The sequence below is a fragment of the Prevotella sp. kh1p2 genome, assembly GCF_900111525.1.
GTDB lineage: Bacteria > Bacteroidota > Bacteroidia > Bacteroidales > Bacteroidaceae > Prevotella.
This window is the reverse complement of sequence record NZ_FOHY01000023.1, coordinates 1-14,540: the sequence shown is the minus strand read 5'-3', so window position 1 is coordinate 14,540 and position 14,540 is coordinate 1. Positions and strand designations below refer to the sequence as shown.

Sequence of the window (14,540 nt, the reverse complement as noted above, 5' to 3'; positions counted from 1 at the left end):
GAAAAAGAAAACATTATTAAAGTTCAAAATAGAATTATGGATTACAAAAAGTCGAAAGCTCCCGTAAACACGGTTACCCGCAACATCATGGATTTATGTGATGAGACAGGCAACATTTACGAGAGTGTAGCCATTATCGCAAAGCGTTCCAATCAGATTGCTCAGGAAATCAAACAGGATTTAAACAAGAAACTGGCCGAGTTCGCATCCTACAATGACTCGCTGGAAGAGGTCTTTGAAAATCGCGAGCAGATAGAAATCTCACGCTACTATGAGAAACTTCCGAAGCCAACATTGCTCGCTACGCAAGAGTTTGTTGATGGTAATGTGTACTGGCGCGACCCATCAAAGGATATCGAGGAGAACTAAATGATACAGCGTAAGCAGACTTTGTGGCTCTTGGCAGCCTTTGCGCTTTCTGCAATTTGCCTGTGCTTGCCGCTGGCAAGTTACGAGCCTAAAGGCATGGGAGTAGCATCAGTTATTTACAATTTAGGAGTTACGGATGGCGAAGGGGTGCTGCATTTCAGTTCCTGGCCGCTGTTTGCCATGCTCTCGTTGAGCAGTCTGTTGGCCTTTATAGCCATCTTTCTGTTCAAGAACAGAAAACTGCAAATGAAACTCTGCATGGCGGGCACTGTACTCAATATGGCCTGGTATGTATATATGGGCATTGTGTACTTCAGTGTCCTGCAGACCGCGGGAGCTTTTAGAATTAAATTTGCGCTGTGCCTGCCTCTGGTTGCTCTCATCTTTTTGGTTCTTGCCCGCAAGGCCATTAAGTCCGATGAAGACTTAGTGCGCAGTATGGACAGGATAAGATAGCCCGACAAGAAAAAGAGAGGCTCCAACCGCACATGGCTGGAGCCTCTCTTTTTGGTACTGATAATCAATGTAATTTAAAGTCCTAAGCCTTTTACAGCCTTGTTGGCTGCTTCGTTAACCTTCTGGTTAGCTTTCTCCGCAGCTTTGTTCACTGCTTCATTTGTCTTGGTCTGGGCCTTAGTAACTTCCTCGTTCACTTTGTTTTCAGCTGCAGCTTTGGCGTTGGATGCGGCTGCTTCGGCTGCGTTCTTTACGTTCTCAGGAGCATTTTTTACAGCTTCTGCTGCGGACTCGGCTGCAGCAACAGCTGTAGCACCCTTGGAAATGGCAGGAGAAGCCAGTTTGGTTACATCCGTTGCAACGGCAGCTTTAGCTTCTTCGGCTGTAGTAGCGGCTGATGTGGGCAGATTCTGGATGCCCTGAACCAGCGAAGCGATGGTTGCATTGCCTGATGTAAACTGCTTGATGTTGTCTGCGTGCTCGTTGACGAACTTCTTGATAGCCTCGCCATAGCCTTTGGCTTCCTCTAACTTGCCGCTTGAAACCAGGTTTTTATACATGGTTTGCAGGTTAGCCAAGGCAGCAACAACCTTCTGGTTGTCTTTTCCCTGTAGAACTTTGGTCAGTTCACCAGTCAGTGCATTAACGGTGTTCTGTGTTTCAGGAGCCAATACAGGGACTGAATCCACTACAGCAAGGGAGTCTGCATCGGAGGCAGCTCCAGGCTTAGCATTGTTTCCACAACTTGAAAGGAGGATTGCAGCTACTGCAATGCTCATCATCATAACTTTCTTCATAACTCTTATTTTTTGGTTTGGTATGTTATTAATGGTTGCAAATATAGTCTTTAAAAGCATTGGTTGTTGCTTTTGTTTAGTATTTTTAATAAATTGGCAATAAAAATATTACATATTCTGATACATGAGGCGATGTGGCAGTAATTATAGGTGATAATAGACAGTATTGACAGCTGTAAACTGCAGAGGTGTAAACCTGAATGACAGCCACAAACTGTCAGAGTGCTAAAAGACATTCTTCCGGAACTTTTGACACTTGTCGCACGATTATCCGACACTTGTCACACAATCGTGCGACACTTGTCGAAAGTTCTGAAAGGATACCTTCGGCACAATAATCAGGCTGCCGCGTGTCCGTGATACTTGGCTGATAAAGAAACCGTAAGAATGGATTGGAAGTGCCGGACTAACAAAGCCGAGGCGGTATGTGCCGGCTCCTGGCGTATTAGAACAAAAAAGGGTGACCTTTTTACAGGTCACCCTTTATCTGAAGAGGTTGCAGGTCAACTTTAAAGTTGTTCGCTCCAATCTTCCTGGCTCTTACGAACGTAAGACTGGTAGCGGAGTTTTGCCATATCCTCACATGCCTTTGTCAGCTCATCTGCTTCATCAGGATAAGCCTTCTTGACGGAGAGGAAGCGTACTTCGCTCATCAGGAAATCCTGGAACTTAGTCCAGTCAGGAGCCTTGGAGTCAAGAACGAACGGGTTCTTTCCTTCTTCGGCCAATTGCGGATTGTATCTCCACAGGTGCCAGTAGCCGCTCTCCACGGCGCGGGCTTCCTGTGCCTGGCTGCGTCCCATGCCACCTTTCACCTTCAAACCGTGGTTGATACACGGAGAGTAGGCAATGATGAGTGACGGGCCTGGATAGGCTTCTGCCTCGCGGATTGCCTTCAGCGTCTGGTTGTTGTCAGCGCCCATGGCAATCTGAGCCACATATACATAGCCGTAGGTTGTTGCCATCAAGCCGAGATCTTTTTTGCGAACGCGTTTGCCCTTGGCAGCAAACTGAGCGATGGCACCCAGCGGTGTAGACTTTGAACTCTGTCCGCCGGTGTTGGAGTAAACCTCGGTATCGAGAACCAGGATGTTGACATCCTCGCCCGAAGCAATCACATGGTCGAGGCCGCCGTAGCCGATATCGTACGAAGCGCCGTCACCTCCGATAATCCACTGGCTGCGTTTAACGAGATAGTGGTCGAGAGTCTTCAGCTCCTTGCATACGGGGCAGTCGTGTTCTGCACCGGCCTCAATCAGCGGTTTCAGCTTGGCAGAGGCAACTTTGGATGCTTCAGAGTCGTCCTTGCTGTCTATCCATTCCTGTGCAGCTTCCTTGAAGTCGGCCGGAGTGTCGTCTTTGGCCATCAGCTCGTTGAGCAGCAGGCAGACGCGTTCTCTCATCTTCTTGTTTGCCAGAGCCATGCCAAGACCGAATTCGCAGAAATCCTCAAAGAGTGAGTTGTTGAATGCCGGACCTTGACCCTTCTCGTTCGTAGTATAAGGGGTTGAAGGAACGGATGCAGAATAGATAGAGGAGCAGCCTGTAGCGTTGGCTATCATCTCGCGATCACCGAACAGCTGCGAAACCAGTTTTACGTATGGAGTCTCACCGCAGCCTGCACAGGCACCCGAGAACTGGAACAGCGGCTGAGCGAACTGTGTGTTCTTGGGGCTCTGACGAATGTCAACAAGGTCTTGCTTACTCTTCACGTTCTTCATCATGTATTCCCAGTTGGCGGCACGCTTCGTAGCTTCTTCTTCGCCAAAGATGAACGGAGTCATGCCAAGAGCCTTCTCGCCCTTCTTGCCTGGACATACATCGGCACAGTTTCCGCAACCTGTACAGTCGAGCACTGATACCTCAATGCGGAACTGCATACCCTTGAGCTGCTTCGGAGCAATCACGTCGAGCGTGGTCTCATTGAAGCCGGCCTTCTCCTGCTCGTCAAGAACGAACGGACGGACACAAGCGTGCGGGCAAACGAATGCACACTTGTTGCACTGGATACAATTATCAGGATTCCACTCTGGAACGAATGTCGTAACGCCGCGTTTCTCAAAAGCGGATGTTCCTACAGCCCAAGTACCGTCGGTAGTGCCATGCTTTACAAAGTCAGAAACCTTGAGCAGGTCGCCAACCTGGGCATTCATGGGGCGAACGATTTCCTTGATGAAAGCGGGAGCGTCGTCATTGTCGGCGCCGTCTGCAGGCAGTTCGGCCCATGCCGGGTCAACAGCAAGCTGCTTGTACTCGTTGCCACGGTCAACAGCTGCAAAGTTCTTGTCGACAACATCCTGTCCTTTCTTCGAGTAAGACTTCACGATGAAAGCCTTCATCTGCTCAACGGCCAGCTCAAGAGGAATAACCTCAGTAATGCGGAAGAATGCACTCTGGAGAATGGTATTGGTGCGGTTGCCCAAGCCAATCTCCTGTGCTATCTTGGTAGCGTTGATGTAGTAGACGGTAATGTTGTTCTTGGCAAAGTAGCGCTTTACCTTGTTGGGGATGAAGTTGACAAGCTCCTCGCCGTCGAAAATGGTGTTGAGCAGGAACGTACCGTTCTTACGCAGGCCGCGGGTAACATCGTACATATTCAGGTAAGCTTGAACATGGCACGCCACGAAGTTAGGTGTGTTTACCTGATAGGTGGAGTGGATGGGCGTGTCTCCAAAGCGCAGGTGGGAGCAAGTGAAGCCACCGCTCTTTCTGGAGTCGTAAGAGAAGTAGGCCTGGCAGTACTTATTGGTGTTGTTACCAATAATCTGAACGGAGTTCTTGTTGGCACCCACGGTACCGTCAGCACCCAAACCATAGAACTTAGCCTCAAACATGCCTTCGCCGCCCATAGGAATTTCTTCCACTTCCGGCAGTGAAGTAAATGTTACGTCGTCTACGATACCTACGGTGAAGTGGTTCTTCGGCTCCGGCAGTTCCAGATTGTTGAATACTGAAATAATCTTTGCAGGAGTGGTATCGGCAGAGCCCAGACCATAGCGGCCACCGACAATAAGCGGTTTGCGCGGGTCTTCGTAAAGGGCGCTCTTTACATCTAAGTACAGCGGCTCGCCCTCTGCTCCCGGCTCCTTTGTGCGGTCAAGAACGGCGATACGCTTTACCGTGGCGGGCAGAGCCTTGCGGAGATAGTCTACGGAGAACGGACGGTACAAGTGTACAGCTACCATACCGACTTTCTTTCCCTGTGCCATGAGGTGGTCAATGGCCTCGCGGGCAGCCTCGGTGGCAGAACCCATGAGCACGATGACATTCTCGGCATCCTTTGCTCCATAATAATTAAAGAGGTGATATTCACGTCCTGTAATGGTAGAAATCTTGCCCAGCAAGTCTTCCACTACTTCGGGAACCTTGTCGTAATACTCGTTGCTGGCCTCACGATGTGTGAAGAAAGTCTCCGGGTTCTCTGCTGTACCACGTGTAACGGGATGCTCCGGAGTCATGGCGCGGTCGCGGAAACGCTGTACGTCGGCAGGGTCGAGGAGTTTGGCAACTTCTTCCTGGTCAATTTCCTCAATCTTATGATATTCGTGAGAAGTGCGGAAACCGTCGAAGAAGTTGATGAATGGCACGCAGGTTTTCAGTGTTGCCAGGTGCGGGACAGCGGTAAGGTCCATTACTTCCTGAACGGAACCGGAGCAGAACATGGCGAAACCGGTTTGACGGCAAGCCATTACGTCCTGATGGTCGCCGAAGATGCACAGTGCATGGGTGGCCAGGGTGCGGGCTGATACGTCGAACACGCAGGGCAGCAGTTCGCCTGCAATCTTGTACATGTTCGGAATCATCAGCAAGAGACCCTGTGAAGCAGTGAACGTGGTTGTGAGGGCGCCGGCCTGAAGTGAACCGTGAAGCGCGCCTGCGGCACCGCCTTCCGATTCCATTTCCTGCACGGTCACGGTCTGGCCAAACAGGTTTTTGCGTCCTTTTGCAGCCCATTCGTCAACATGTTCTGCCATTGGAGATGACGGAGTGATAGGGTAGATAGCAGCAACTTCCGTAAACATATAGCTTACGTGGGCAGCTGCAGTGTTACCATCACAAGTGATAAATTTTTTTTCTTTAGCCATTTTCGTTAGTATAAAATGTTAATGTATATAATGTCAGTATAAAAATCCGAGGAGCCACAAGGGTATTTTGTTGTCCTTACCCACCTCTGTATTGTAGCGGGCGTATACGGTATCCGTGTTATATCTTACCTTGTGTTCTTTTTGTGCGTCGCAGATGCGGAACTTCTTGTCGCCGTCCACCACGTAGAAATGTTCTTTGTTGCCTTGGTTTACGATGTGATCTTTCCACAGCGAGTTAACGAAGAAGGTCTCCATCAGCTCCTGCTCGTTAATCTGAATGGGGTAGATGGCATACATCAGGCTCGCGTTGTGCAGCATTACCTTCGAGGGTTTCTTCGGAAAATCCTGCCCTACGGGATAGATGATGTTTATCAGCCGGGCGTCTGCCAGATACTTGATATAATTCATCACCGTAGCCCTGCTGGTCTGAATTTCGTCTGCCAAGTTGCTGATGTTGGGTGCTTTTGGGCCTTCAACGGACAGAAGATAGAACAATTTCTTGATTTTCGTGAGGTATTTCAGCTCTATCTGCTTGATGAGCAAGATATCAACCTCCATCATCATGTTCATGGTTTTCAGCAGATTCTCGGAAAAGCTGCGATGCTCGAGGAAAAAAGGATAGAAGCCGTGATGTATATAATCCAGGAAAAACTTCATGGGGCTGACCTTGGGCAGGATTTCTTTGATGATGTGCTCGTGGTCATGCAGTATCTCGTCAAGCGTGTAGGGCCTGAAGCTGTTGCCCGACATGAGGTTCAGATACTCCCTGAACGAGAATCCTCTCAGGTTGTAACTCTTCACGATACCGTTGAGTTCAGGGTTCTCCTCCTTCAGTCTCATGACGCTGGAACCAGTGAAAACGATTTTCAGTTCGGGAAAAAGATCGTAGCATTTTCTCAGCTCCGAACTCCAGTTAGGCTGCTTGAAAACCTGGTCAATGAGCAGAACTTTGCCGCCGTTGTTGACGAAGTCTTCTGCAAAATCGGCTATACCGCGTGCCTGAAAGTAGAAGTTGTTCATGTTGACATACAGGCACTGGCGGTCGTCTTTGTTGAATCTCTCTTTAGCATACTGAAGGAGGAAAGTCGTCTTGCCCACACCCCGGGTTCCCTTGATGCCAATCATGCGGTCGTTCCAGTCAACCTCGTCCATTAGCGTGCGGCGGACGGGTGCGTTGGTATGTTCTACAAGATAGGAGTGTGTGCGAAAGAAAGCCTCTTCCATACGTTAAATTGATAATTCGATTTTATTCCATGCAAAGTTAGCAATTATTTTGGAAATTGCAAACTATAGATTGCAAAATATTTGCTTTTTAGTTTTTTTAGTATTAGAGCAAATGAGCGTGTTTTCAACTGCCAGGCAAATGGCTCTTTGGCAGGTTGTACCAGCTGGATTTAACGCAGTGCCCAAAGGCCGGATAATCGCATCTGTACACATCTGCACGGTACATATTTGACGTTATGCTATCCTTTCGCTCCCACTTATTTCGTATCTTTGCATCTGCTAAAGTTTAATTTAATGAAGCTGCATATCTTTAATCCGGAGCACGACATAGCTTTGGCATGCCACAGGGAACATTTTACGGCGCCGAAAGCCGGTCGTGACCTGAGGCGTGATTTGGCCTTTCTGCCGGTGTTGTGGGCCGCAGACCGGGATGTTGTTTTGGTTGATGATGCTCGCGGAATGTGTCTTCCCGACTTTGTGAAGGCACGCTTGGCCGAACGCCACGTCCGTCTGGTGACTGATTTTCGAACGACAGAAAAACCGCTTAGTTGGCAGGATATAGCGCCCTGGGGGTGGGATTTGGCTCTCCGGAGCCGACTTGCGGATTTGGGCTTGACGGAGAGTTCGCTGCCTTCGCGTGCCTACATAGACTTTGTTTGCAATGCAAGCCACCGCCAATTTGCTGCCGAGCATGTCTTGAAACAACTCGTTGACCATGACGACCGGTTAACTGGGAGTGCGGAATATGCCACCACTATTAACGAACTGGAAGAAAAGTTGGCAGCCGTCCATACATCCTGTGCCATGCTGAAAGCTCCCTGGAGCAGCAGTGGGAGAGGGGTTCGACGGATTTCGACGAGGCTTGGAGACAATAGTCTCCATGCCCCAACGCTTGCAGACCCCTCCGTGCGCGGTTGGGTTCTGGGCGTTATGGCGCGACAAGGTGGCGTGATGGTGGAACCATATTATGACAAACTGCTTGATTTCGGTGTTGAGTTTGAGGTCACGCCGACGACGGTTAAGTACCGTGGTCTCTCTTTATTCCGAACCGTTAACGGCGCTTATACCGGAAATCTGTTGGCTACCGAGGAGGAGAAAATGACCCTGATAGCGGCTTATATTGACATCAAACTAATAGATGAGTATCTACACGTTATATCACTGATTATAAGTAAATTATTCGTTGGTAAGTACGTGGGACCTTTAGGCGTTGACATGATGATTGTATCTGCCGGAGATAGTGCTGCCAAACAGACGAATGGATTGCTCCATCCGTGTGTGGAATTGAATTTGCGGCGTACGATGGGCCACGTTGCCTTGTCCTTGTCACCCTCTGAACAGAATAACCGGAAACTCATGTCCATCAGGTACGACGGCAGTTATCATCTTGATATCTCACCTCTGTAATTTCTTCCCGCTGTTTTATCGTTTTCCCGTTTTTCGGTAGTATGTATATTTGATGTGGCTGAAACCACCCCCGCTGGTCATTAGAACAGGCTCATTTTGGGTGTTGATGATATCCGGTTGGAACTTTCGACACTTGTCGCACATATATTTGACACTTGTCGCACAATCGTGCGACAAGTGTCGAAAGTTCCCGAAAGACAACTTCAACCCTTTTCAAACACACTTATGGTGCGGTTACAAACAGCAAAGAGGCATGCCGAACCTTGCCGGCATGCCTCTTCTGTATGGATATGCGAATGGATTTCTGCTGTGGTTAATAGGCAAACAGGGGGAAATCCTTCATCGTGGCGTTTACTTTCTCGCGTACCCGGGCTATTACCTGCTCGTTTTCCGGGTCGTCGAGCACCTCGGTAATCAGGTCTGCTATGAGCACCATCATGTCCTCCTTGGCGCCTCGTGTTGTCATGGCAGCCGTTCCAAGACGGATACCTGATGTCTGAAGAGCCGAGCGGGTGTCGAATGGAACCATGTTCTTGTTTACCGTAATGTCGGCTGCAACGAGGGCGTTTTCAGCCACCTTGCCCGTAAGGTCGGGATATTTGGGACGGAGGTCAACCAGCATGGAGTGGTTGTCTGTGCCGCCGCTCACGATGTCGAAGCCGCGGTCAATCAGTTCCTGAGCCAAACGGGCGGCGTTGACCTTTACCTGCTTGGCATAATCTCTCCATGAGGGCTGCAGGTTTTCGCCAAAACCTACGGCCTTGGCAGCAATCACGTGCTCCAGCGGACCGCCTTGCGTGCCGGGGAAGACGGCGCTGTTGAGCAGGCTGCTCATCATGCGCACTTCGCCTTTCTTTGTCGTCTTGCCCCAAGGGTTGGGGAAGTCTTTGCCCATCAGGATGATGCCTCCGCGTGGGCCACGTAGTGTTTTGTGGGTGGTGGAGGTTACGATGTGGGCGTATTTCAACGGGTTGTTGAGCAATCCGGCTGCTATGAGACCTGCCGGGTGAGCCATGTCAATCATGAGGAGGGCACCCACCTCGTCGGCTATCTTGCGCATCCGCTCGTAGTTCCATTCGCGACTGTAGGCGCTTCCTCCGCCAATAATCAGCTTGGGCTTGTGTTCCAGAGCAAGCCGTTCCATTTCATCGTAGTCAACACGGCCGGTTTCCCGGTTCAAATCGTAGCCTATGGGCTGGTAAAGAATACCCGAGGTATTGACTTTGCTGCCATGTGAAAGATGGCCTCCGTGGTCGAGATTAAGACCCATGAAGGTGTCGCCGGGATTCAGACAGGCCAACAGCACGGCAGCATTAGCCTGTGCGCCGGAGTGGGGCTGCACGTTGGCGTATTCGGCGCCAAAGAGCTTTTTAACACGTTCGCGAGCCAAGTCTTCAACTTCGTCAACTACCTGGCAGCCGCCATAGTAGCGGTGTCCGGGCAGTCCTTCGGCATACTTGTTGGTCAGGTATGACCCCATGGCCTGCATAACTTCATCACTCACGAAATTCTCTGATGCTATCAGTTCCATGCCTCTGAGCTGGCGCTGATGCTCTTTCTCAATCAGATCGAAAATTACTTGGTCTTTTTCCATATTTGTTGTGAATATATCTCTCGGCTGAATTCGATTTTGGTGGATGCCGGAAGAGGTGAGATTTTGATTTTCTTGCGTGGTTCCTGATAGAAAAAATGGCTTATGCTGTTAACTTGAAGTGGTGTTTATGATATTGAAGTAAGGCTGTATGATATTCATATATAGTGTTAATAATCAACATATATACACCTTTGATTTAACAGCTTTGGCAATGTTACACAAGCTCTACTTTGTTCATCTCCTGCTCTTTGTCGCAGTATCTGCACTTGATGATGCCGTGCTCCTTGTCTACAACATTGAAGACGGTCTCCATAGGCTCGTTATTGGTGATGCACTTTGGGTTGTTGCATTTTACTATTCCGCGCAATTCATCGGGTGTTTCCACCGTTTTCTTTTCTACTACCTCGTAGTTTCTGATAATGTTTAATACTATTTTGGGTGCAACCACCGACAGGCGTGAGATTTCCTCGGTGGTGAAGAACTTGTCGGAAATCTTGATGATGCCTTTGTGCCCCACTTTCTTTGAAGTGAGATAGTTGCCTATGGTGACGGGAGTGGTAAGCTCCTGAAGTTTCAGCAGATTGACTACTTGGTATGTTTTTTCGGCCGGAATGTGGTCTATAACGGTGCCGTTTTCTATTGCGGTAACGAGTAATTCTTTTTTTGCCATCTTTTTTTGAATTTAGAATTTACTTTCTATCATCGTCGTGTCGTTCTTGATGTCATCTAAGGTGATGCCCAAGCAGTAGCAGTAGATGGCCTCGCGGGCATATAACCCGTTCTGTGCCTGTTGAATGTAGTACGCGTGTGGATTTTCGTCCACATCGTAGGCAATCTCATTGACCCTCGGCAGCGGGTGCATGATTTTCATGTTGGGCTTTGCGTTGCCCAGCATGTCATTTTTGAGAATGTAGACGTTCTTCACTTGCTCATATTCCATCAAATCAGAGAAACGCTCCTTCTGTACACGTGTCATGTAGAGAATGTCTGCATCGGCAATAACCTTGTCGTTGAAGGCAGTGTGCTCTTGATATTTGATGCCATGCTCCTTGCAGTATAGCTTGTATTCCTGAGGCATGGCCAGTTCTTTGGGAGCAATGAAATGAAAGGTGGGGTTGAAGTGGCGCATGGCCATGAGAAGGGAATGAACCGTACGGCCGTACTTCAAGTCGCCTACAAGATAGATGTTCAGATTATCAAGTGTACCTTGGGTCTTATAGATGGAGTAGAGGTCGAGCAGACACTGTGACGGGTGCATGTGGGCTCCGTCGCCGGCATTAATAATAGGTATGGGCGCAATTTCGCTGGCGTACTGTGCTGCGCCTTCAAAATAATGGCGCATGGCAATGATGTCGGCGTAGTTGCTGACCATGAGAATGGTGTCTTTGAGCGTCTCTCCCTTGGTGGTGCTTGATGTCTTGGCATCTGAAAAACCAATGACTCGGGCGCCAAGACGGTTGGCAGCGGTTTGAAAACTGAGTTGTGTACGGGTGGAGGGTTCAAAGAAAAGCGTGGCTACTACTTTCCCTTTGAGAAGGTCCCTGTTGGGATGCTTTTCGAACTCCTGCGCCATCTCCAGCAGATAGATGAGCTTCTCTTTGGAGAGGTCGGCAATCGTCACAAAATTATGTTTTTCCATTTATAATTTGATTGATTGTTTTCGAATTCGACGGCTAAGTTAAGCAATAATTTCCGTTTTTGATGCCAAATTAAGAGAAAAGTTGTATTTTTGCAGAAATAAGTAAGATTACGTCATGAGAAAAGCGTTGATACATTTTCTATGGAGCATGCTTGGTCTGCTGGTCGGCCTGGTTCTGGTGGCTTTTGTGGCTATCTGGAATGGCTGGATAGGCTATATGCCGGAGATAGAGGAATTACAGAACCCTATCAGCCGGTTTGCCACTCAGGTTTATTCGGCAGACGGTAAGGTTATGGGAACATGGAACTTTAACAGGGAAAATCGTATTCCCGTGCCTTATTCCAAGTTGGCTCCGCATTTGGTTCACGCGCTTGTGGCAACCGAGGACGCAAGGTTTTATGACCATTCGGGCATCGATTTCATCGCATTAGGACGCGCTGTGGTAAAGCGTGGTATCCTGGGGCAGGAGAGCGCCGGTGGTGGTTCCACTATCACGCAACAGTTGGCCAAGCAACTTTATTCGGAGACTGCGCACTCTACGGTTGAGCGTTTGTTGCAGAAACCAATAGAATGGGTGATAGCGATTAAGCTCGAACGCTATTATACCAAGGAAGAAATAATCGCTCTGTATCTTAATTATTTCGATTTTCTGCACAATGCAGTAGGCATTAAGACGGCATCTAACACCTATTTTAATAAAGAGCCTAAAGACCTCACGGTGTGTGAGTCGGCAACTTTGGTCGGGTTGTGCAAGAATCCGTCGCTTTTCAATCCAGTCCGGTATCCAGAGCGGTGTACCGACAGACGGAATGTGGTGCTGGGCCAGATGCTGAAGGCAGGTTATCTGTCGAACGAAGAATACAGGCAGTATAGTGCCGAACCGCTGGAGTTGAACTTTCATCGCACGGATCATAAGGATGGAAGTGCAACATACTTTCGGGAGTTTCTGCGTCAATACATGATGGCCAAGCGTCCTGAGAAGAACAATTATCCGTCCTGGAACAAGCGCCAGTATGTCTTGGATTCCATAGCTTGGGTATCTGATCCTCTGTACGGATGGTGCAACAAGAACTTCAAAAAGGATGGTTCCCCGTATAACGTCTATACCGATGGCCTGAAAGTGTTTACGACAATAGATTCCAGAATGCAGAAGTATGCTGAAGAAGCAGTCTATGGGCATGTAGCCAAATACCTGCAGCCGGAATTTTTCAAGGAGAACAGAGATAAGTCGAATGCTCCTTTTACCGATGAACTGACAACAAAGCAAGTGAACCAAATCATGGAGCGCGCTGTATTACAGAGTGACCGCTATCGTGCATTGAAGGCATCGGGGGCTTCGCAAGAAGCAATTCATAAGTCGTTTCACACTCCTGTCGATATGTCTGTGTTTACCTATCATGGCGACATCGATACGGTTATGGCCCCGATAGATAGTATCAGATACTACAAGTCGTTCTTGCGGGCTGGCTTTATGAGCATGGATGCTAAAACGGGTGAGGTGAAAGCCTATGTAGGAGGATTGGATTATAACCACTTCATGTATGATATGGTTATGGGCGGAAGGCGTCAGGTAGGGTCTACTATTAAACCGTTCCTCTATTCACTGGCAATGGAAAATGGTTTTTCACCTTGTGACAAGGTTCCGAATGTTCAGCGTACATATATGGTTGCGGGCAAACCTTGGACCCCGCGCAATGCGAACAGACGCCGTTATGGCCAAATGGTTACATTGAAGTGGGGACTGGCCCAGTCTAATAACTGGATTTCTGCCTATCTCATGAGCCGCCTTAATCCGCAGCAGTTTGTGAGCATGTTGCATGACTTTGGCATCAACAATCCCGATATTTATCCGTCGATGTCGCTTTGCTTGGGACCTTGCGAGGTCTCCGTAGGCGAGATGGTGAGCGCTTATACAACTTTTGCCAATAATGGTATCAGATGTGCACCGCTTTTTGTATCGCGAATAGAAGATAATTCCGGCAATACCCTTGCCAAGTTCCAGCCGCGTATGAATGAGGTTATCAGTTCTTCGAGTGCTTATAAGATGTTGGAAGAACTAATGGCAGTCGTTGACGAAGGTACAGGTGGCAGATTGCGCTATAAGTATAACCTCGAAGGGCAAATTGGTGGCAAGACAGGTACAACCAATCGGAATTCTGATGCTTGGTTTATGGGCTTCACCCCTCAATTGGTGAGTGGGTGCTGGGTTGGGGGAGAAGACCGTGACATCCATTTCGACTCTATGCAAATGGGGCAGGGCGCTACAATGGCACTTCCTATTTGGGCGTATTTTATGCAGAAAGTTTATCGTGACCGCACCTTGCCTTATGATTCTACGCATGTTTTTGATATTCCACAAGATTTCAACCCTTGTGCTAAAGAGGATGATAATATAAATATGTATGGGATTGATGAAGTCTATGAATAAAGTATTAAGCCTATTCAGCTTTTTCTGAAATAGAAGCTCATATTAAAGATTAAATCTGGTAGGATTTTGTAAATTTAGCGGAAAAGTTTGTATGTTTTTGAAATTTTCCTTTTATTTTGTTTGGCGGTTATTGTTTTTTGTTCTACCTTTGCATCCGCTTTCGGGTAATCCCGTAGGCTATTAAAAGAGTTCTTTGAAACGATTTACATAGACAGAAAAGTAGTACGAGAAGCGGGCGCTTTTTCTATTTATATTAATAGGTAGTGAAGCGTCCGGGTAAACGAAACGAACCGTTCAATTCATATATTGAAAAGACTTCTTGAAGAGGATAGACGTGCATCCGAGAACAGACAGACATTTCCTGTGCCCTTCGTGGCATGGGAATGGAATTCATATTTTACAATGGAGAGTTTGATCCTGGCTCAGGATGAACGCTGGCTACAGGCTTAACACATGCAAGTCGAGGGGCATCATGCGGGTTGCTTGCAACCTGTGATGGCGACCGGCGGATGGGTGAGTAACGCGTATCCAACCTTCCCTT

10 protein-coding genes and 1 rRNA gene are annotated in these 14,540 nt (G+C 48.3%); 5 read left to right on the top strand and 6 right to left on the bottom strand.

Features of this window, described 5'->3' with window-relative positions:
* Positions 1-36 precede the first annotated feature (36 nt).
* Positions 37-369: a DNA-directed RNA polymerase subunit omega gene (locus BMW31_RS11930; protein WP_091826240.1), complete on the top strand. Its 333-nt coding sequence runs from the start codon at positions 37-39 to the stop codon at positions 367-369.
* Positions 370-825, top strand: coding sequence for a DUF4293 domain-containing protein (locus tag BMW31_RS11925; protein WP_091826238.1), 456 nt, complete (start codon positions 370-372; stop codon positions 823-825).
* Between the two features lie 74 nt (positions 826-899).
* On the opposite strand, the gene BMW31_RS11920 is transcribed toward BMW31_RS11925, so the two are convergent.
* The 3 genes from BMW31_RS11920 to BMW31_RS11910 all read right to left on the bottom strand — a co-directional run bounded on the left by BMW31_RS11920 (position 900) and on the right by BMW31_RS11910 (position 6,931).
* A complete protein-coding gene (locus BMW31_RS11920; RefSeq protein WP_143049206.1) occupies positions 900-1,622 on the bottom strand; it encodes a hypothetical protein in 723 nt (240 codons plus the stop codon).
* 509 nt (positions 1,623-2,131) lie between these two features.
* On the bottom strand, positions 2,132-5,707 hold the full coding sequence (nifJ, locus tag BMW31_RS11915) for a pyruvate:ferredoxin (flavodoxin) oxidoreductase (RefSeq protein ID WP_091826234.1): 3,576 nt from the start codon (positions 5,705-5,707) through the stop codon (positions 2,132-2,134).
* Between the two features lie 33 nt (positions 5,708-5,740).
* Entirely contained in the window at positions 5,741-6,931 is a 1,191-nt protein-coding gene (locus tag BMW31_RS11910) for an ATP-binding protein (RefSeq protein ID WP_091826232.1), read from the bottom strand.
* Positions 6,932-7,225: 294 nt separating this feature from the next.
* Here BMW31_RS11910 and BMW31_RS11905 point away from each other — a divergent pair, with 294 nt between their 5' ends.
* Positions 7,226-8,338 carry a hypothetical protein gene (locus tag BMW31_RS11905; RefSeq protein WP_091826230.1) on the top strand — a complete coding sequence of 371 codons (1,113 nt, stop codon included), beginning with the start codon at positions 7,226-7,228 and terminating at the stop codon, positions 8,336-8,338.
* A gap of 313 nt (positions 8,339-8,651) precedes the next feature.
* Here BMW31_RS11905 and glyA read toward each other — a convergent pair whose 3' ends face one another.
* The 3 genes from glyA to pyrB form a co-directional block, all read right to left on the bottom strand.
* Positions 8,652-9,932 carry a serine hydroxymethyltransferase gene (glyA, locus tag BMW31_RS11900; protein WP_091826227.1) on the bottom strand — a complete coding sequence of 427 codons (1,281 nt, stop codon included), beginning with the start codon at positions 9,930-9,932 and terminating at the stop codon, positions 8,652-8,654.
* 214 nt (positions 9,933-10,146) lie between these two features.
* The gene (gene pyrI, locus BMW31_RS11895) at positions 10,147-10,602 is read right to left on the bottom strand and encodes an aspartate carbamoyltransferase regulatory subunit (RefSeq protein ID WP_091826225.1); all 456 of its coding nucleotides are present in this window, start codon (positions 10,600-10,602) and stop codon (positions 10,147-10,149) included.
* 12 nt (positions 10,603-10,614) lie between these two features.
* The gene (gene pyrB / locus BMW31_RS11890) at positions 10,615-11,571 is read right to left on the bottom strand and encodes an aspartate carbamoyltransferase (RefSeq protein WP_091826223.1); all 957 of its coding nucleotides are present in this window, start codon (positions 11,569-11,571) and stop codon (positions 10,615-10,617) included.
* A gap of 115 nt (positions 11,572-11,686) precedes the next feature.
* Here pyrB and BMW31_RS11885 point away from each other — a divergent pair, with 115 nt between their 5' ends.
* Positions 11,687-13,999 (top strand): transglycosylase domain-containing protein, encoded by a 2,313-nt coding sequence (locus BMW31_RS11885; RefSeq protein ID WP_091826221.1) that lies wholly within the window; start codon positions 11,687-11,689, stop codon positions 13,997-13,999.
* 399 nt (positions 14,000-14,398) lie between these two features.
* A 16S ribosomal RNA gene (locus BMW31_RS11880) occupies positions 14,399-14,540 on the top strand; the annotation flags it as partial.

Coding starts and splice junctions, on each gene's coding strand:
- glyA (WP_091826227.1), bottom strand. CDS start 9,932: ATGGAAAAAGACCAAGTAATTTTCGATCTGATTGAGAAAGAGCATCAG.
- pyrB (WP_091826223.1), bottom strand. CDS start 11,571: ATGGAAAAACATAATTTTGTGACGATTGCCGACCTCTCCAAAGAGAAG.
- BMW31_RS11885 (WP_091826221.1), top strand. CDS start 11,687: ATGAGAAAAGCGTTGATACATTTTCTATGGAGCATGCTTGGTCTGCTG.
- BMW31_RS11905 (WP_091826230.1), top strand. CDS start 7,226: ATGAAGCTGCATATCTTTAATCCGGAGCACGACATAGCTTTGGCATGC.
- nifJ (WP_091826234.1), bottom strand. CDS start 5,707: ATGGCTAAAGAAAAAAAATTTATCACTTGTGATGGTAACACTGCAGCT.
- BMW31_RS11930 (WP_091826240.1), top strand. CDS start 37: ATGGATTACAAAAAGTCGAAAGCTCCCGTAAACACGGTTACCCGCAAC.
- BMW31_RS11925 (WP_091826238.1), top strand. CDS start 370: ATGATACAGCGTAAGCAGACTTTGTGGCTCTTGGCAGCCTTTGCGCTT.
- BMW31_RS11910 (WP_091826232.1), bottom strand. CDS start 6,931: ATGGAAGAGGCTTTCTTTCGCACACACTCCTATCTTGTAGAACATACC.
- BMW31_RS11920 (WP_143049206.1), bottom strand. CDS start 1,622: ATGAAGAAAGTTATGATGATGAGCATTGCAGTAGCTGCAATCCTCCTT.
- pyrI (WP_091826225.1), bottom strand. CDS start 10,602: ATGGCAAAAAAAGAATTACTCGTTACCGCAATAGAAAACGGCACCGTT.